Origin of the sequence: Streptomyces sp. T028 (assembly GCF_048159505.1) — a bacterium.
GTDB lineage: Bacteria > Actinomycetota > Actinomycetes > Streptomycetales > Streptomycetaceae > Streptomyces.
The window spans coordinates 48,698-66,089 of record NZ_JBLRVZ010000020.1 but is presented as its reverse complement, the minus strand read 5'-3'; the positions used below and the strand labels follow the sequence as shown (position 1 = coordinate 66,089).

Genomic DNA, 17,392 nt, shown 5'->3' with positions numbered 1-17,392 from the left:
AGCAGGAGGAGGCCGTCCCGTACGCGTCACGGGGCGGCCTCCTCACGGACGTCTCACGCCCCCAACGAGTCCAGCACCCGCCGCGACCCCTGCACCGCCGTCCGCTGCATCAGGTCCAGTACGCCCCTGAGGCCCGCCATCTCCGAGCCGCCTCCCGCCCGGCCGGGCCCCCCGTGCCGCAGCGCGGGCAGCGGTGAACCGTGGCCGGTGGTCTGCCCCATGGTGAGCGAGTCGAGCAGATGCAGCCGACCGTGCCAGGCGGCGGTCTCGGTGACGAGACCGGTCGTCCACGGAACGTCGTCGCTCACCGCGGGCGCGGCGAGGCTGCCGCGCCCGCGCACCAGCAGCTCCGCCGCGTGCGCGGTGTCCCGGTACGCCAGCACGGTCGCCGCCGGTCCGAACGGCTCGACCTCGTGCGGCGCGGCGGCCTCCGGGTCGGCGGAGACGAGGAGGGTGTCGAGGAAGGCGCCCCGCTCCGGGTCGGCGTCGACCACGCGCACCTTCTCCGGGTCGCCGTGCACGAACCGCCCCGACTCGGCGATCCGGCGCACGGCCCGCCGTACGTCCTCGCGCTGGGCGAGGCTGACGACCGCGCCCATCCGAACGCCCTCGGCGGCGGGGTTGCCGACGGTCACCCCGGCCAGCTCGGCGGCGATCGCGTCGAGGGCGGCGGCCTCCTGCTCGCGGGGGACGAGGACCCGGCGGATCGCGGTGCACTTCTGGCCCGCCTTGACCGTCATCTCGGTCACCACCTCCCGCACGAACGCGTCGAACAGCGGCGATCCGGGCGCGACGTCGGGGGCCAGGACGATCGCGTTGACGGAGTCCGCCTCGGCGTTGAAGCGGACCGAGCGGGACACCAGCGCGGGATGGACCCGCAGGGTCCCGGCGGTGGCCGCGGAGCCGGTGAAGGACAGGACGTCCTGCTCGCCGAGGAGTTCGAGGGCGGGCCGGACCGAGCCGACGGTCAACTGCAGCGCCCCGGGCGGCAGTACGCCGGCCTCCGTCACGATCCGTACCAGGTGCTCGGTGAGGTACGCCGTCGGGGTGGCCGGCTTCACCACGCTCGGCATGCCCGAAAGCACGGCCTGCGCCAGTTTCTCCAGCGGGGCCCAGACGGGAAGTTGAAGGCGTTCACCTGGAGCATCAGCCCCGGGGAGGGGGAGACGAGGTGGAAGCCGAGGAAGTCCTCACCGCGGGCGAGACGTTCGGCGGGGCCCTCGACCAGGTGCGGTGCGTCCGGGAGTCCGGCGCGGGCCCGGGCGGCGTAGTCGCGCAGGACGCGGATGCCGCCGTCGACGTCGTAGCGGGCGTCGTTCGGGGTGGCTCCGGCGCGCGCGGAGAGGGCGTAGAGCTCCTCGCGGCGGGCGCGCACGGCATCGGCGACCGCGTCCAGCAGACCGGCCCGCCGATGAAACGTCAGGGCCCGCAGCGCGGGGCCGCCCACGCGGCGCGCGTGGCAGAACGCCCCGGCGAGGTCGAGGCCGGCGGAGGAGACACGGCACACCAGGTCCCCGGTGACCGCGTCGTGCACGTCGGTCGCGGACCCGTCCGCGACGGTGGGGGTGACCCAGGTGTCCTGCAGATGGCTCTGGAGCATGGGATGCGGCCCGCTTTCTTCGAGAACGCCGGACTGTCTTCGAGTACGTCGGAGGGGAGGGCGTGCCTTATGGCACCGGGTGGTGGCCCCAGATGTCGGCGGTGTAGACGCGGCTGACCCAGGTGCTCTCGTCGACCTGCACGCCGCCCGCGCCGATCTCGATGCCGAAGCCGGCCGGGGAGGTCATGCAGAAGGAGAACATCCCGTCGTTGGCGTGCTTGCCGAGCGTGGCCATGAGTTCGACGCCGTGCTCGCGGGTGCGGTCGTGGGCGCGGCCGACCTCCTCCGGGCTGGAGACCTCGCACAGGATGTGGTGGGTGCCCTCGTTCCGGTACGACCGGATGAAGGCGATGCTGTGGTGCCTCGGATTGCAGCCGAGGAAGTAGAAGGTGCCCCAGGGGTAGTCGGCGGTGTCGCTGAGCCGGAAGCCCAGGACGTCGCAGTAGAAGTCCACCGCCTCCTGCACGTGCGGCGTCTTCATCACCACATGCCCGAGGCCCTGGTCACCGGTCACGAAGTCGACGCCGAGCGGCGACACGAACTGGGTGGGTGCCAGGCGGCGGCCGCAGAAGAGTTCCGTGCGGATGCCGAGCGGGCCGGCGAAGTGCACCATCCGGGCCACCTGGCGGTCCCGGCACTCCTCGTCGGTGCCGACGCGGACCTCGACGCCGGCCTCCTTGAGCCGCACGGTCATCTCGTCGATCGCGTTCGGGTCGCGGACCTCCCAGCCGATGACCGTCACCCCGCCCGTCTCCGCCTCGGTCAGCCACATGCGGAACGGGTGCTGGTCCATGCGCAGACGGTGGGACGCGAACCCGCCGGGCTCTCCCGGCTCCACCGCGAGGCCTATCACTGTGCGGGCGTATTCCGCCCATGCTGTCGGGTCGGGGGCGCCGATTGCCCACGTACCCAAGGCTCTGGATCGTCATGACGAAGAAGGCATTGGCATTTGTCAGACCCTTGACGGTCAAGGGTCGTACGAATACGTTGGCGCCATCGAGCCGAGGAGGTCCGACGATGCCGGGAGAAGCGCCCGAGAAGGCCCGCCTGCAGCCCGTCGACGAGAGCGCGCTGCACGAGAGGACGCTGGCGTCGCTGGCGCCGTATCGCGACGAGGACGGCCGGATCTACACGATCTGGGCGACCCTCGCGCACCACGAGGACGCGCTGCGCCGCTTCCTCGTCTTCGGCAACCACGTGCTGGGGAAGAACACCCTGCCGCTGCCGTCCCGGGAGCTGATGATCCTCAGGATCGCCGCCCGTGCGCGGGCCGCGTACGAGTGGGACCAGCACGTACGGATCGCCCGCCGCGCCGGGCTCGCCGACGGGACGATCCTGGCCGCCGCGCAGGGCGACTGGGACGGGCTGGACGAGCTCGACCGGGTGCTGCTCACCGCCACGGACTCGCTCCTCGACCGCCAGGGCGTGGACGACGGGCTGTGGGCCCGGCTGACCGCGCACCTCGGCACCGAGCAGGTCATCGACGTCCTCTAAAAGAAGCCGTATGAAGCTCGCCAACCTCGCGGGCCGCCCGGTCGTCGTCCGCGACGACCTCGCCCTCGACATCGCGGACGCCGGCAAGGGAGCGTTCGAGCCGCGCCTGGAGGTGCTCTGCGACCTCGCCCGCCACGACGAGCTGCGGGCGCTCGCCGAGTCCGCCGACGACAGCGCCTGGAAGCCGTTCGAGCCGCGCGACCTGGGGCGGGTGGCCAAGCCGTACAAGGCGATCGGGGTCGCCCTGAACTACCGGGCGCACGCCGAGGAGTCCAGCCTCCCGGTCCCGGACGAGCCGTCGGTCTTCGCGAAGTTCGCCTCGTCGGTCGTCGGCCCGTACGACGCCATCGTGGTCGAGCCGCAGTACGACAAGGTGGACTACGAGGCCGAGCTGGTCGTGGTCATGGGGCGGACCGGCAAGAACATCCCCGAGGGCGAGGCGTGGTCGTACGTCGCCGGTGTCACCGCCGGTCAGGACGTCTCCGACCGCAAGGAGCAGTGGCGCAAGCCGATCAACCAGTTCACGCTGCCGAAGTCGTACGACACCTTCAGCCCGATCGGCCCGTACCTGGTGACGCCGGACGAGTTCGCCGACCCCGACGACATCGAGGTGGCGGGCTGGGTCGACGACCTGGAGGTGCAGCGGGGCCGGACCTCGGACCTCATCTTCAGCGTGCCCGAGCTGATCGCCTGGCTGTCGAGGCGGGTGACGTTCGAGCCCGGCGACCTGATCTTCACGGGCACCCCGGCCGGCTGCGGCGTCCGCCGCACTCCTCGCCTCTACCTCACCGAGGGTAAGGTCCTGCGGACCCAGGTCACCGGCGTCGGCACCATGGTCAACCCGGTCGTCGCCGGCTGATCCCAGCCGGCCGACCGCAGCCGGTCGACTCCAACGGAAGGGCGGGAGATCGTGACGGACACCGTGGGCGAGCCGGGCATCGCCGGCGCCAGCCGGACCCGGGAGTTCTCGGAGCTCCTGCGCCACCACCATCGTGAGCTGGGCACCACCGAGCCGCGGGATCTCGACGCGATCGAGATGGTCACCGACCTCACCCGGCTCGAGGCCCGGCTGACCAAGGACTTCGAGAAGCACGTCCACCGGCCGCTCGGCCTGACCTGGGCGGGCTTTCGGATCCTGAACGCGCTGTGGGTGTACGGCCCGCTAGCCCAGCAGGACATCGGGCGGGTCTCCGGCTCCACCCGGGCCTCCATCTCCAGCGCGCTCGCGACCCTGGAGAACCGCGGCCTGGTGGCCCGTGAACGGGTCGAGAGCGACCGTCGTCAGCTGACGGTGGAGCTGACCCCCGAGGGCCGCGAGACCCTGCGCCTGGCCATCGAGGCCCAGACACGGCGCGAGCGCGCCTGGACCGGCGTCCTGCGCGACGACCAGCTCAGTGAGCTGGTGCATCTGCTGCGTACGCTGGTCAACCAGGAGACACCGCCCGCGGAGTGAGCGGCCTCCGGGAAACCGGCCCACCGTCACAGGTGTTTTTTCATCAAGCCTCTAACGGTCAAGCATCTAACAGTAGGTTGGTTTCTCAAGGGAGAGAATCATGGTCCGTCGTGTCGTCACCGGTGTCGGCTCCAGCGGCAAGCCCGTCATCGTCAGCGACGGGGAGCCGCCCGTCACGCGTCAGTACACCCACACTCCCGGCTTCGGTCGCTCCCTGGTGTGGAACACGACGGCACCCGCCGCCCCGTCCGACGATCCGACGGCGTCTCTCACGTCCTATGTCCCGGCCCGCGGCGAGACCATCGCGCTGACCGTCACCTTCCCGCCGGCCACTGTCTACGCCGACCCGGCGTGGGACCCCGCGGCGGCCGGCGCCGAGCAGTTGGAGGCCACCCCCGGCCTCGCCGAGCTCTTCGAGCCCGACAACCCGGGCATGCACACCATCCCCACCGTCGACTACGGCGTCGTCCTCAGCGGCGAAGTCGTCCTGGACTTCGACGGCGGCGAGACCGCGGTCCTCAGGCCGGGTGACCTCGTCGTGCAGAACGGCACCCGGCACGCCTGGCGCAACACCACCGCCGAGCCCGCCACGGTGTTCTTCGTCCTGATCGGCGCGGGCGGCACCTCGTGAGCGCGCCGGCGACGGCCGCGCCCGGCGCCCCGGTCGTCGAGCTCGACCTCGACGACCTGCGCCGCGACCCCTACCCCGCCTACGCCGAGCTGCGCCGCACCGCCCCGCTCGCCTGGGTCCCCTCGGTCGGCCGGTATCTGCTCACCCGCTACGAGGACATCGTCCGCTACGAGGACATCGTCCACGCGGAGAAGCTGCCCGAGGTGTTCTCCTCCCGCGAGGACGGCTCGCTGCTGCTGCGCACGGTCGGCCCGAACATGCTCCGCGAGGACGACCCGCACCACCGCCGGCTGCGCTCCGCCGCCGAGCCGCCCACCCGCCCCCGCCAGGTCCGCGACCTGTGGGCCGGCGCCTTCGAGAAGACCGCGCACGACCTGCTCGACCGGATCGCCGGCCGCGGCGAGGCCGACCTGATCGCCGACTTCGCCGAACCGCTCGCCGCCGCCAACCTGGCGCTCGTGCTGGGCCTGCGCACCGCGAGCGCCGAGGACGTCTCCGACTGGTCGCGGGCGATGATGGCCGCCAACGGCAACTACGCCGACGACCCCGACGTCTGGCTGCGCGCCGAGCGGGCCACCCGCGCCATCGAGGACACGGTCGCCGAGGCCGCCCGCCGTGAGCCCGACGGCTCGGTGATCTCCTCCATGGTCCACGCCGACGGCCCGGTGGAACTGCCCGAGATCCAGAACAACGTCAAGGTGATCATCGGCGGCGGTGTCAACGAGCCGCGGGACGTCTTCGGGGTCGGCGCCTGGGCGCTGCTGAACCGCCCCGAGGTGCTGGACCGGGTGCTCGCCGACCCGGCCGCGTGGAGGCGGGTCTTCGAGGAGACCGCCCGCTGGGTCTCGCCGATCGGCATGTACCCGCGCCGGCTCACCCAGGAGTACGAGATCGCCGGGGTGACCCTCCCGGCCGGCAGCCGCGTCACCCTGGTCATCGCCTCGGGGAACCGGGACGAGTCGGTGTTCGAGCGGGCCGGGGAGTTCGACCCCGACCGTCCGCACCGCCCGCATCTCGAACCCAGCTAGAAGCCGAGAAGTTCGTCACCGGGTTGCTGGGCAAGGAGGTGATCCGCGCCCAGGACCGGGCCGGCTTCGTGGTCAACGCCCTCCTGGTGCCGTACCTCCTCTCCGCGATCCGGATGCTGGAGTCCGGCCACGCCTCGGCGGACGACATCGACACGGGCATGGTCTGGGCTGCGCCCACCCCATGGGCCCCCTGAGCCTGGCCGACCTGATCGGCCTGGACACCCTCACCGCCATCGCGGAGGCGATGTACGCGGACTTCAAGGACTCGCTGCACGCCCCGCCACCCCTGCTGCTACGGATGGTCGAGGCGGGCCTGCTGGGTCGCAAGTCGGGCAGAGGGTTCCATGAATACGCCGGGAACACCTGAGGGGCGCGGGGCCCTGACATATGCGGCTCCGCCGCGTGGGCGCGACCAGCCCCCACGGCGCCGCACGTACTCACGCATGGGACTTGGCAGACGAGGCGAACGCATCGGCACCGTCCAGATCGAAATCACCATGATCACTGCCAAGCCCCTGCGCGACCAGCGCGGCCGCCGCACTCCCCAGCACCGCCGCGTCACTCGGCGTACGTCCCAGCCCGATCCCCCGCAGATACCCCGCCGAGAACGCGTCCCCGCACCCGGTGGTGTCGACGACGTCGACGACGAACGCCGGCACCGGCTCCGCCCCGTCCGCACTCACCACCAGCGCCCCGTCTCCACCCCGCGTCACAGCGACGACGCCCACCCCGGCGGCCAGCAACTTCCGCGCACCGGTCAGCAGATCGTCCTCGCCGGTGAAGCCGAGGACCTGGTCCTCGTTGGGCAGGAAGTGGTCGACGTGGGGAAGCGCCGCCTCGATCTGCTCGAAGCTGCCGAGCACCCCCGGCGCGAGCAGGTCGACGGAGGTGACGACCCCGTGCTCCTTCGCGTACGACAGGATCCGCGTCGCGGTGTCGACACCGATCAACTCGGGCCCGCCGAGGTGCAGATGGGTGGCCTCGGCGAGGGCGTCCCAGGGCACGTCGTCCAGGCCGTAGGTGATGTTCGCGCCGAGCAGGTGCAGCGAGGGCCGGTCACCGTTGGGGCGGATGGGCAGGACGCTGGCGGAGGTCGCGGTGTCCGTGCGGCGGACGAGGAACTCGGTGTCGATTCCCGCCCTGTTCAGCAGCTGCACGAGCATGTCACCGCTGGGATCGGAGCCCACGGCGCCGGCGCTGTACACCTGCGCGCCCAGCTTGGCGAGGGTGAGGGCGGTGCCGCCGGCCGTTCCCGCGGCGGTCATCCGGATGTCCTCGACCAGGGTCGCGCCCTGCCCCTCGGGTATCGCCTCCACCGGCCGGACCAGGACGTCCAGGACGTGCACGCCCATCGTGAAGACCTTCATCTGCTCCCCCTGTTGTCCTCTTGCGCGGGTGGTACGGGACGGGTGGTTCCGTAGTTGCGGGCGATCGCGGCCTCGATCACCGCGAGTTGCTGCTGTTCGTCCAGGAAGCGGGGGGTGCCCATGGAGGCCGCGCGCTGGTAGACGCCGCAGGCCCATTCGAGGAGCAGGGCGTGTTCGACGGCCTGGTCGAGGGTGACCGCGTGGGTGACCGCGCCGTGGTTCGCCATGAGGGCGGCGCTGCGCCCGTCGAGGGCGGTGAGCACCGACTCGGCGAGCTCCGGGGTGCCGAAGGTGGCGTACGGCGCGACCCGGACCGTACCGCCGACGGCGAGCAACTGGTAGTGGATGCAGGGGAGTTCGTCGAGCACGCAGGACACGGCGGTGGCGTGGGGCGCGTGGGTGTGGACGACGGCTCCGGTGCCGTAGCGGCGGTAGACGCCGAGGTGAAGCTCCAGTTCCGAGGTGGGCTCGTAGGTCCCCTCGACGAGCTTGCCGTCGAGGTCGACCACGGTCACCTGGTCCGGGGTCAGTGCGGCGAGGACCGCTCCGGTCGCGGTGATGGCGACCCGGTCGTCGACGCGGACGCTCACGTTGCCTGCCGTGCCGATGAGGAGGCCCTCGGCCCCGAGGCGCCGGCAGGCGTCCGCGACGGCGGCCCGCTCCTGGCTCAGCGCCGAGCTTGAGGCGGTCATGGGCGCGAAGGTAGCGTAAACATGAAACAAAGTCACGTTCACGTTCGGAGACGGTTCTTGAACACTCCTCTGCGCCGCACCCCTCGTCAGGCGCGCAGCAAGGCCCGTCTGGCACTGGTCCTGCGGGCCGCCGAGCGCATCCTGGTCGAGGAGGGCGTGGAGGCGCTGACGACGACCCGGGTCGCGGCCGAGGCGCAGGTCTCCGTGGGCTCGCTGTACCAGTACCTCCCAGACCGCGGCGCGATCATCGACGCCCTGGCGGCGGGGTACTTCGCCCGCCTGGAAGCCGTGATGGACGATCTCGTCGGGGCCGCGGCCGTGGAGCGGTGGGAGGATCCGGTCGGGGTGCTGATCGACGCGTACGCGGGGATCTACCGTACGGAGCACGGTTTCCGGGCCCTGTGGTTCGGCAGCGGGCTGACCGAGCGGACCCGGGCGGCGGACCGTGAGCACAAGCGGCGGATGGCCGACGGGATCCGCCGGGTGCTGCTCGCGCTGGACGTCGTGCGCGACGACGAGCCGCTCGCCCGCGCCTGCCATGCCGCCGTCCTCGCGGCCGACGCGCTCGCACAGGAAGCCTTCCGCCGGGACGCGGACGGTGACGCGACCCTGCTCGACGAGGCGAAGGTGATGCTGCGCGGCTATCTGACGGACGTCGTGGGCCGCTACTGAGCCCCGCCCCACCCACAAAGGGAACAGAGCCTCGAAACACCGACGGATCGGCTTCACCGTCGGGACGACAGGATTTGAACCTGCGACCCCTTGACCCCCAGTTGCGGAGCCCCTGAGCGGCGTGCGACGGGTCGTTCTTCGAGGTCAGTGTTGAGCGTACTCGGCCGAGTAAAGGAGTCTTTGAACTCAGGCCTCCGCCGGACTGCCTCGTCGCCTCACGCACCGCCTTCCTCTGATCGATGAGAGCTGCTACAAGCTCTGGCGCTTCCATCGTCGCGCTTCAGCTGGGAGCGGGCAAGTGAATGCATGTGCGCCTCGGCGCTCGGGCGGTGACGCTGTCCAGTTAGAGTGTGCGGTTCATCATCCGCAGCTTATTGAGGAGTTGACGGCGCTTCAGGCACGGACGAATGGCGAGTGTCTGTGCGTACGGCCTCGGGACGCTGGAGACTTGTCCTGCGTCCGTCTCGAACCGTACGGCCCCTGCGCCAGATCCTCTTGACGGCTGTTCTGCATCAGGCCAACCGAGCCCGCACCATCGACACTCGCTTTCCGGCGCGGGATCGGCCTGTTGCCACGCCCGGCTCTGTGACCGGCACAAGTTCAGCCCCGCGCATGCTGCGCCCCGCCGTCGGAGAAGGAAACGGGAAACAGCATCGATCGCCTTGTCCGCCCGGGAGGCGCTGCCGCACTCTTTCGTGCAGCACCAACCCGGCCTGGGTGGATGGGCTTTGGAGGTTTCCGTGCCACAGTCGTCCACCGAGTTCGGCGAGGAGCTGAGGAAGCGGCGTCTGGAGGCCGGGCTGAGCCTCACGGCCTTGTCCGGTGCCGTGCATTACAGCAAGGCGCAGTTGAGCAAAGTCGAGCGGGGAATCAAGGCACCGAGCCGTGATCTCGTTCGGCTGTGCGACGCCGCCCTTGGTGCCGACGGAGCGCTGATTGCCTTGGCCGCCGAGGCTGCTCCTGACGTACCTACTGAACCAGCACCCGGCCACATCGACGAGGAGGACTGGATCATGCAGTTGTCGCCGGATGGCCCAAACAGGTTCCAGTCCCTGGGGCGGCGAGAGGTCGTGAGCGCTGGCGTCGCATCAATGATGACGTGGCGATCTGACGGATCCGGCCCGGTCTCCCCGGCATCGGGTGCCGGCATGCTGGAAGCCTCCAGCTCGCTGTTCACGCACTACCGGCGACTCGGCCAGGCGGTGGAACCCGGCCTGCTCCTGCCCGTCCTGATCGCGCAGACGCACACTCTTCGGGAACTGTCCGCTCAGACAGACGCCGGCACCCGCCAGCGGTTGCTGGCCCTCGGCTCCCGGTACGCCGAGTATGTCGGCTGGCTGGTGCAGGAAACCGGGGACGACCATGCGGCACTGTGGTGGACGCAGCGCGCGGTCGACCTGGCAGCAGCCGGCGATGACCAGGCACTGGCCGGCTACGCGCTGGTCCGAAGGGCCTTGGTCTCCTTGTACCGCGACGACGCCCAACAGACCATCAGCCTGGCCCGCCGCGCGCAGAGCGGCCGACTGCCACCACGGATCCGGGGGCTGGCCGCACAACGCGAAGCCCAAGGGCACGCACTCGCGGGTGACCTCAATTCCTGTCTGCGTGCCCTGGAGCGCGCTCGTACACTCCTCGCCCGCGAGGACGACAGCTCCGACGGGCCGGTGATTGGCACAATGCACCTTCCCGACCCGGTCGGCATGGTGACCGGCTGGTGCCTCGTCGATCTCGGCCGGCCTCGGGAAGCGAGCGAGGAACTCGACCGCCAACTCGCCCTGGTCAGCCAGGACGCGGTTCGCACCCAGGTGCGATACGGCGTGCGCCGTGCGCTCGCCTATGCGTCCGCCGGCGAGCTCGACCAGGCGTGTGCGCTGACGGCACCACTGCTCGACGACGTGGTGGCAGTGCGCTCAGCGACAGTCACAACCGATCTACGGCGTCTTGCCCGGGTCCTGGCTCGCCATGCGAACCACCCTTCCGTACGTGAGCTCGGGCCGCGGCTCGGCACGTTATCGCGCTCGTCCACTTCCTGAGGGGGACATCACCGTGAAAGAGGTCTTCATCAACTACCGCACAGGCGACGGGGAAAAGACCGCCGCTCTGATCGACCAGGAGCTGTCGCGTCGCTTCGGCCCGCAGCACATCTTCCGTGCGTCGAGGTCCATCGCGCCCGGCGAGGCCTACCCCGACTCCCTGTTGGCCGCGCTGCGACGCAGTTGCCTGCTTCTGGCCGTGGTCGGGCCGGACTGGACGAACTTCCGTACACGGCTGCACGACCCGGAGGACTGGGTGCGCAGGGAGATCGAGGAGGCGTTCAGCTGTGAGCTTCCGGTTGTTCCCATTCTGGACGGACGGAAGACGAACCGGCTGAGCACGGCCGATCTGCCGTCCGAGCTGGCGCGGCTCGCCGACCTGCAATCCATTCCGTTCGACACCCATGACACCGAGAGCGGTATCAAACGCATCGGCGATCTGGTCGCCGAGATGGTTCCCGGGCTCGACGACCTGTCCCGAGCCGACGTGACGTCGCCCGTGTCGGACACCGTGACCAACTCGATCACAGACGTGAGCGGAACGGCGGTACAGAGCCGTGACTTCACCGGAGACGTTGGCGGCACCGTTGTGAAGGGCGCTCAAGGCCCTATCCACACGGGCAACGGCAGCATCTACCAGAACTCCCGTCACGTGTCTGGCGACCGGCACTTCTCGGGGAACGGGATGACGTACTTCGAGGGCGACAACCACGGCAACGTCCAGCATCGGTTCGGTGAGCCGGATCGGCGCGAGGACGATGGCCGGTGAACCAGCAGGGCACTACACGAGTCGAGAACCCACACGGCTTCATACACACCGGTGCCGGCAACATCTACGTCAACGGCGGCGCACACCTCCAGGACTCGGACAAGCCAGCCTTCCGACGCGTCGCCGAAGACCAACTCCGCCGGTTGCGACGCGTGTTGGTCGACCCGCCCGGCATGGGCAAGGCCCGCGCGATGCTCGCCGACACCGGCACCGTCATCCTGGACGGTGATCCCGGCAGCGGCCGTACCTCTGCGGCCCGCGTACTACTGCGGGACTGCCGCCGGGACAGTGGCGTCTTCCACGAACTTCTGCCCGGCGAGGAGGACGAACTGGCCCTCCATGACCCTGCGCTGGTCGGAACCGGCGATCAGTTGCTGCTGGATCTGTCGGGCGCCGACGACCGCCAGTGGTCCGCGGCACGGGCCGACCTTCCTGCGCTCCGCAAGTCCGTACACGAACAGCACTCACATCTTGTCGTCGTCATGCCGCACGACGGCATCCTCGATCCCGATCTCCAGTACTACCGGGTCGGTATCGGGCGGCCTCCAGGCCTGCAGGTTCTCAGACGGCACCTCCGTATACACGGCATGCCGTACGAGCAGTACATGCGGTCCGACGTCACCGTCGACGAGTTCGTGGGCGTGGAAAGACCGATGCGGGAGATCGCGGACTTCGCCGACCTGGTGCGCCGTGCCCGCGAGACCGCCCGGCCGGACGAAGAATTCGCACAATGGTGCACGACAGCCAAGACAGCACGCAACGACCGGCGGAAGGAAGTCGCCACACGCGTCGCCGCATTGCGCGAGGATCCTCAGCGGGCGCTGCTGATCACCGTCTCCATGCTCCACGGGGCACACGCCGATGTCATCCACCGCGCGGCCCAGCTCCTGCTGCGCACTCTCGCTTCCCCATCGGACGGGCTCCCGCTGCTCCAGCACAAGGACCTCGCCGAGCGGCTCACGGAGATCTCAGCCGCTACCGGGCCGCACGGACACGTGCGCTTCACAGACCTGGACTACGACTCGGCCGTCCGCGCACATTTCTGGGACCACATGCCCGACCTGCGGCCCCACCTCGGCACATGGGCCGCAAGCATCGTGGACCTGAACGACCCGCACGTCACCCCCACCGTTCGTGACGATCTAGTGACGCGTCTGGCCGGCCAGTACCTACGAACCAGGCGCGGAGACAGCCTGGCGTCTCTCGCCGAACGTTGGAGCATCGAGGCGACCAGCAGAGCGCGGCTGGAAGCCGCTGTCCATGCGCTCGCCTGCGGCCTTGAAGATCCGGCCCACGGCAGGGAGTTCCGCGAACGTATCTATCAATGGTGTGCTCACCGTCGCCTCCGGGGCGAGTTCGCCCAGGTACTCGTCCGGATCTGCGCCGATGCCCTCGCGGCCAGCCATCCGGATCAGGCTCTGCTCAGGCTGTACTACCTGGCCCGGCGCGAGCGCGACCCGGCGCCTGCGCTGCAGGCGTTGGACGACCTGGTGGCCGGCAGCCGGCGGCTGCGCCGAAGGCTCCTCGACCGCCTCGCGCGATACAGCCCCTCCCCGCCCGACCTCAGCATCTTCCTGCGAGTCTGCGATCCGGTGCCGCTGACGGATTCCTCCGAAACCTCACGCGCGCTGGTGGAGGAGAGAGAAGTACAGCGCTCCTTGACCACCTGCTGGCATGCGGTACTGGCCGGGCTGCCGCGGGCGACGTGGCAGCCGCACGCGGCACGTTGGCTCCACCGGGCGGCCGACGGCATCGGGCGCCGTGGTGAGCTTCTGCTCGACCTCCTCGTCAGCGCGGCCGAGCGATGCGGGGAACGACGGGGTGAGGCCTTCGCCGCGCTGTACGCAAGCGCCCGAGAAGCCGAGCGCACTGCCCCGGGAGGTCTCAAGCGCTCCGCCGAGACCACCGAACTGCTACTCCACAAGATCAATGTGGCCCAGGGCCTCGGCCCAGCCACCCCTCCGCCGTCAGCCAGGGGGACTCAACCGTGACGACCGCACGAAAGACGACAACCCTCTTCCTCACCGTCTTATGCGGCCTGCTGCTGACCATCGTCGGTCTGACCCACCGGTGGCCCATGTGGACATGGCCGACGCTGGCCGCGCTCCTCCTCGTCCTCCCCGCAGCGGCCTTCCGCATCGCTTCACGCCGCCGGGGCTCCATCCCGGTCAGCTTCGAAGAACAACGCACGGCGACCCCCGTAGAACGCACAGAGTGCCACGTCAGCCGAGTGGCACTGCCCAGCCACTGGGACGACTACAACTTTGTGTTCTCGGCGACCGTACGCTGGTATCTCCTCGACTCACCCGGAACCGGCCCCGTCCTCAATCCGGCAGGACTCGCCGTCGAAACGGTCCTGAACCGTGCCCGCGCCGTCACCGAGAGACGGGAACCGGGCCGAGTCTCACTCGTACAGCATGAACTCAGCGGTGTCCTCAGTCGTATGTGCCCGGACCCCACCGGGCATCTACAGGCGATGGCGGAAGACATCAGCCTCACCTTGCTGGAACAGGACCAAGAGCGCTTGGACAAACTCGCCGACGTGCGCAAGGACAAGGCAGTCTGGGAACACCAACGCAAGTACGAGCAGAGCAAGCGCCAGTACCTGGGCGAGGACGTACTCAAGGACACCGGCAGCGCTGTGGTCTGGTGGCTCGCCAAGAACGACGAGCACGTGGAAAAGACGGTGGCGGATCTGGCCCTGCTCGCGCAGCTCACGTCCGCAGCCAATGACACGGACATCCCCGAGCGCCTTCAGAACCTCCTCTCGCAGCAGCCCAGCGAGGGAATCGCTCCGGAAATCGTGGAGGCGGAACCGGCTCCCGCGTCACAGGAACGGACGGCCACGGATCATCTCTCGGGCTTCTTCGACGCCATGGGCTTCACGGAGGGAGACGACCGGCGGGCGATGCTGGCCAAACAGGTCTCCGACATCATCACGCAGCAGAACCGACACGAGACAGCCGAGGCCCTACGACGCCGGTTCGATCCGCCGACGGCCTTCACGTCGGACAACGGTGAGGAGCCGAATTCCTCTGCCGACGCGCCCGATGAACCATCCGCATCCCCCATCTAGGAGAAGACGATGGACAGTGAGCTGGCCGCTCTTGCAGCGTCGGGAGCAACCACACTGGTTTCCCTCATGGTCACCGACTCCTGGACACATGCCCGTGAACTTGTCGCACGGTTCTTGGCACGGATCGGTTCGGACGACATCACAATCGCCGACATGGCCGACGCGAGGACCCGGCTGCTCACCGCCGACGCTGCAGAAGACGAGCAGGCCATCAATGCCGTCACAGCGCAATGGCAGGTCCGCCTACAACAGCTCGTCGAAACCGAGTCGGTCACCAGCAGCGAACTGCGCCTCCTGCTGACCTCGTTGCAGCAGCTCGCCGCTACCTCAGTGAGGCATATTGGGACCGTGCACAACGACATCACCGGCGGCGTTCAGCACGGTCCCATCATCCAATCAGGCCGAATCACCGGGCTTACCTTCCACGCCCACCAACCCCCAGCCCCCGAACAAGGCTGAGTTGCGGGGCGCGCCGAACGGTCAGCGTCGCAAAGCACCCCTCGCATCTGTGGAACCCCTGACGCCACGCCAGAACACGCGTCATGGCACAACCTTCCTGCGGCCATGGCCTCCAGCAAGCCAGGCCATGACGGTTAACGCTGGGAAGAGCTCCAGCCTTCAGCATCGGCGCGACGTTCACCAGCATTCCGCTGCCGGGACCGGAGCTGGCCTGGCCTCGTGACGGACGCCCGCCCTTTGATCGGCGCAGGGGCGGGCGTCGTCGTGTCGGAGCGGGTCAGTCGGCGCAGAGGGTAAGGTCCACCGTGTCACCGGCCATGACGGTCTTCGGGGTGTGCGGGTTCACGGCGACCACCGAGCCCGGCTTGCAGGCCTTGACGGCCTTCTTGTCGACAGTGCCGAGCTTCGTCCGCGTCTTCGACAGGTACGCCTTGGCGCCCTGCAGATCCCAGCCCGTGAAGTCGATCGGGAGGGGCCGGCCGTCAGAGGCGGCATACAGCATGGTGGCGGCGTCACTCGATACGGTCGTGCTGCTCGCCGCGGGCCACACCCTGTGATTCGTGCCCCCCGGCCATCGAGGCCAGCGCGGTCCCCCCGCCCTCCACGATGAGGGCGGTGGCGACGGCAGTGATGCCGAGGGCTCGGCGGCGACGGGTGCGGCGCACGATACCCGGTGCGTCGAATGCGGGTACGTCGGTGGAGTCAACGTAGTTCGTCATGGCGTTCACCAGTTCCTACCCCTGCGCCGGCCACGGCCCCTAGATCTGCCCGCACCAGCCGCAAATTGCGAGCGCGATGTGCCGATGGTCGCGTTCGTGTCCGCCGTACTACCCCTGTCACCTCTTACGGGGCAGCCCACTCCTCCATGACCGAGGCAGTTTCTTCGATACAGACATCGACAATATCGGTGAAGGATTCAAAACTGTGCGACGGGAAGTAGATCGGCACGAGCCCGAAGAGCGGTTTCGTGACGTCCACCCGTGCCATATCGACACGCGAGTCTAGGTCGTAGTGCATAAGGGTGTTACGGAACGGCTTCGAGGCGGGGTCAGTAATCAACCTCGCCGCTGATGTGTCCGTGATCTTCTCAATGAGCGTCATGGACTTCGCTGTGAGCTCACCGGGTCGTTCGTCGTGAATCATGTTTAGGCTGCAAAGAACCTGATACACGGTCAAGAAGCGAATCTTGAATACCGTGTACTCCACCCTGCTGGCATCCGGGCTAAGGCTGGCCACCGAGTCAACGAAGTTCATCAGGCCTCGAAAAACCGTCAGAAGCCTGTTGATGTCTGGGGTGCCCTTTCCGTTGAAGACTCGCCGGTAGTATTTAGCTGCACGTACGTCATTGGGACGCTGACCGAAGAGGATTGGATCCAAGTAGCTCGCAAATGTCTTAGCACCCGAATCTGTTCTTGCCCCGAGAGTGCGAAAATAGCGCCCATACTCCTCGTAGATGGCTTGCAGCTTCGGTCCTGATCCTTCCTCTAGCAATACGTCAGGCTCGACACCCAGATGGAACGTGGCGGCGTGAGTTGTTGAGATGATCCTCCCGTCATAGCTGTAAAGCCCCAGGTCTGTTTCCAAGAAACGAGCGGCCTTGAGCCATGTGTTATTTAGAAACTTTTCGCTGTGTGCGGTGGAGATCTCCTCCCGGAAGTAAGCGAGCTGCCCGTCGATGCCTCGCCTGTTGTCTTCAAACAACTTCAAGCTATGCCGCGAACGCGCAACGATTGACTCAGCATCGCTCGACAGCAGCGAGGGCAGTGCCGGATCAATGATCTTGAGCTTTCGGTAGGATTCGTGCACAAAGAGCGAGAGGTAGGGTGCCATGCAAAACATGATCGTTGCACCGTGCTCAGCAGCTCTCGAATCGCTCAAATCGCGCGACATTCGCCCGACGTAGGTTGCATCGCTGTTCATGCCCTGCGCAATGACATCATCTCGAACGCTCACTATTTTCTTCCTCTCCTCATTGAAATAAGCTGGGTGGGCTTGGAGCATCCCACTCCGCGAACTATGTAGGCGGGAGTGTGTTTTGGGCGAGGCGGAAGCGGTGGCCTTCTGCCGTGTCACCGAAGTCGCGTTCGCCTCGATCTTTCGCGAGGGTCCGCCGACGGA

17 protein-coding genes and 2 pseudogenes are annotated in these 17,392 nt (G+C 68.4%); 12 read left to right on the top strand and 7 right to left on the bottom strand.

Annotation, left to right across the window (positions count from 1 at the left end; translation table 11 throughout):
- Window positions 1-53: 53 nt before the first annotated feature.
- Both paaZ and ACLZN2_RS20390 read right to left on the bottom strand, forming a co-directional pair.
- A pseudogene (gene paaZ, locus ACLZN2_RS20395) lies at window positions 54-1,600 on the bottom strand (phenylacetic acid degradation bifunctional protein PaaZ).
- Between the two features lie 67 nt (window positions 1,601-1,667).
- Window positions 1,668-2,513, bottom strand: a complete 846-nt coding sequence (locus ACLZN2_RS20390) for a VOC family protein (RefSeq protein WP_416980019.1) — start codon at window positions 2,511-2,513, stop codon at window positions 1,668-1,670.
- Between the two features lie 104 nt (window positions 2,514-2,617).
- Here ACLZN2_RS20390 and ACLZN2_RS20385 point away from each other — a divergent pair, with 104 nt between their 5' ends.
- The 6 genes and pseudogenes from ACLZN2_RS20385 to ACLZN2_RS20360 all read left to right on the top strand — a co-directional run bounded on the left by ACLZN2_RS20385 (window position 2,618) and on the right by ACLZN2_RS20360 (window position 6,573).
- Window positions 2,618-3,094 carry a carboxymuconolactone decarboxylase family protein gene (locus ACLZN2_RS20385; protein WP_416980017.1) on the top strand — a complete coding sequence of 159 codons (477 nt, stop codon included), beginning with the start codon at window positions 2,618-2,620 and terminating at the stop codon, window positions 3,092-3,094.
- 10 nt (window positions 3,095-3,104) lie between these two features.
- Window positions 3,105-3,953 carry a fumarylacetoacetate hydrolase family protein gene (locus ACLZN2_RS20380; RefSeq protein WP_416980015.1) on the top strand — a complete coding sequence of 283 codons (849 nt, stop codon included), beginning with the start codon at window positions 3,105-3,107 and terminating at the stop codon, window positions 3,951-3,953.
- Window positions 3,954-4,004: 51 nt separating this feature from the next.
- Window positions 4,005-4,547 carry a MarR family winged helix-turn-helix transcriptional regulator gene (locus tag ACLZN2_RS20375; RefSeq protein WP_416980013.1) on the top strand — a complete coding sequence of 181 codons (543 nt, stop codon included), beginning with the start codon at window positions 4,005-4,007 and terminating at the stop codon, window positions 4,545-4,547.
- A gap of 100 nt (window positions 4,548-4,647) precedes the next feature.
- A complete protein-coding gene (locus ACLZN2_RS20370; protein ID WP_416980011.1) occupies window positions 4,648-5,178 on the top strand; it encodes a cupin domain-containing protein in 531 nt (176 codons plus the stop codon).
- The gene (locus ACLZN2_RS20365; protein ID WP_416980009.1) at window positions 5,175-6,206 is read left to right on the top strand and encodes a cytochrome P450; all 1,032 of its coding nucleotides are present in this window, start codon (window positions 5,175-5,177) and stop codon (window positions 6,204-6,206) included. Before ACLZN2_RS20370 ends, ACLZN2_RS20365 begins: the two co-directional genes overlap by 4 nt.
- Window positions 6,207-6,319: 113 nt before the next feature.
- A pseudogene (locus ACLZN2_RS20360) lies at window positions 6,320-6,573 on the top strand (3-hydroxyacyl-CoA dehydrogenase family protein).
- 70 nt (window positions 6,574-6,643) lie between these two features.
- Here the strand turns inward: ACLZN2_RS20360 and ACLZN2_RS20355 are convergent.
- On the bottom strand, window positions 6,644-7,573 hold the full coding sequence (locus tag ACLZN2_RS20355) for a carbohydrate kinase family protein (protein WP_416980007.1): 930 nt from the start codon (window positions 7,571-7,573) through the stop codon (window positions 6,644-6,646).
- Window positions 7,570-8,265, bottom strand: a complete 696-nt coding sequence (locus tag ACLZN2_RS20350; protein ID WP_416980005.1) for a class II aldolase/adducin family protein — start codon at window positions 8,263-8,265, stop codon at window positions 7,570-7,572. The genes ACLZN2_RS20355 and ACLZN2_RS20350 overlap by 4 nt, the downstream gene beginning before the upstream one ends.
- 57 nt (window positions 8,266-8,322) lie before the next feature.
- On the opposite strand from ACLZN2_RS20350, the gene ACLZN2_RS20345 reads away from it, so the two are divergent.
- From ACLZN2_RS20345 to ACLZN2_RS20320, 6 genes are all read left to right on the top strand, one after another.
- Window positions 8,323-8,937: a TetR family transcriptional regulator gene (locus ACLZN2_RS20345; RefSeq protein ID WP_416980003.1), complete on the top strand. Its 615-nt coding sequence runs from the start codon at window positions 8,323-8,325 to the stop codon at window positions 8,935-8,937.
- A gap of 740 nt (window positions 8,938-9,677) precedes the next feature.
- Window positions 9,678-10,970: a helix-turn-helix domain-containing protein gene (locus ACLZN2_RS20340; RefSeq protein WP_416980225.1), complete on the top strand. Its 1,293-nt coding sequence runs from the start codon at window positions 9,678-9,680 to the stop codon at window positions 10,968-10,970.
- Between the two features lie 13 nt (window positions 10,971-10,983).
- Window positions 10,984-11,739, top strand: a complete 756-nt coding sequence (locus tag ACLZN2_RS20335) for a TIR domain-containing protein (protein WP_416980001.1) — start codon at window positions 10,984-10,986, stop codon at window positions 11,737-11,739.
- Complete coding sequence (locus tag ACLZN2_RS20330) at window positions 11,736-13,730, top strand: hypothetical protein (protein WP_416979999.1); 1,995 nt, start codon at window positions 11,736-11,738, stop codon at window positions 13,728-13,730. Before ACLZN2_RS20335 ends, ACLZN2_RS20330 begins: the two co-directional genes overlap by 4 nt.
- Window positions 13,727-14,815, top strand: coding sequence for a hypothetical protein (locus ACLZN2_RS20325; RefSeq protein ID WP_416979997.1), 1,089 nt, complete (start codon window positions 13,727-13,729; stop codon window positions 14,813-14,815). The genes ACLZN2_RS20330 and ACLZN2_RS20325 overlap by 4 nt, the downstream gene beginning before the upstream one ends.
- Window positions 14,816-14,824: 9 nt before the next feature.
- Entirely contained in the window at window positions 14,825-15,274 is a 450-nt protein-coding gene (locus ACLZN2_RS20320; protein ID WP_416979995.1) for a hypothetical protein, read from the top strand.
- A gap of 277 nt (window positions 15,275-15,551) precedes the next feature.
- Here the strand turns inward: ACLZN2_RS20320 and ACLZN2_RS20315 are convergent, their stop codons facing one another.
- From ACLZN2_RS20315 to ACLZN2_RS20305, 3 genes are all read right to left on the bottom strand, one after another.
- The gene (locus tag ACLZN2_RS20315; RefSeq protein ID WP_416979993.1) at window positions 15,552-15,776 is read right to left on the bottom strand and encodes a PASTA domain-containing protein; all 225 of its coding nucleotides are present in this window, start codon (window positions 15,774-15,776) and stop codon (window positions 15,552-15,554) included.
- A 10-nt stretch (window positions 15,777-15,786) separates the two neighbouring features.
- Entirely contained in the window at window positions 15,787-15,993 is a 207-nt protein-coding gene (locus ACLZN2_RS20310; RefSeq protein ID WP_416979991.1) for a hypothetical protein, read from the bottom strand.
- Window positions 15,994-16,117: 124 nt separating this feature from the next.
- Window positions 16,118-17,227, bottom strand: coding sequence for a hypothetical protein (locus tag ACLZN2_RS20305; RefSeq protein ID WP_416979989.1), 1,110 nt, complete (start codon window positions 17,225-17,227; stop codon window positions 16,118-16,120).
- Between the last annotated feature and the right edge of the window lie 165 nt (window positions 17,228-17,392).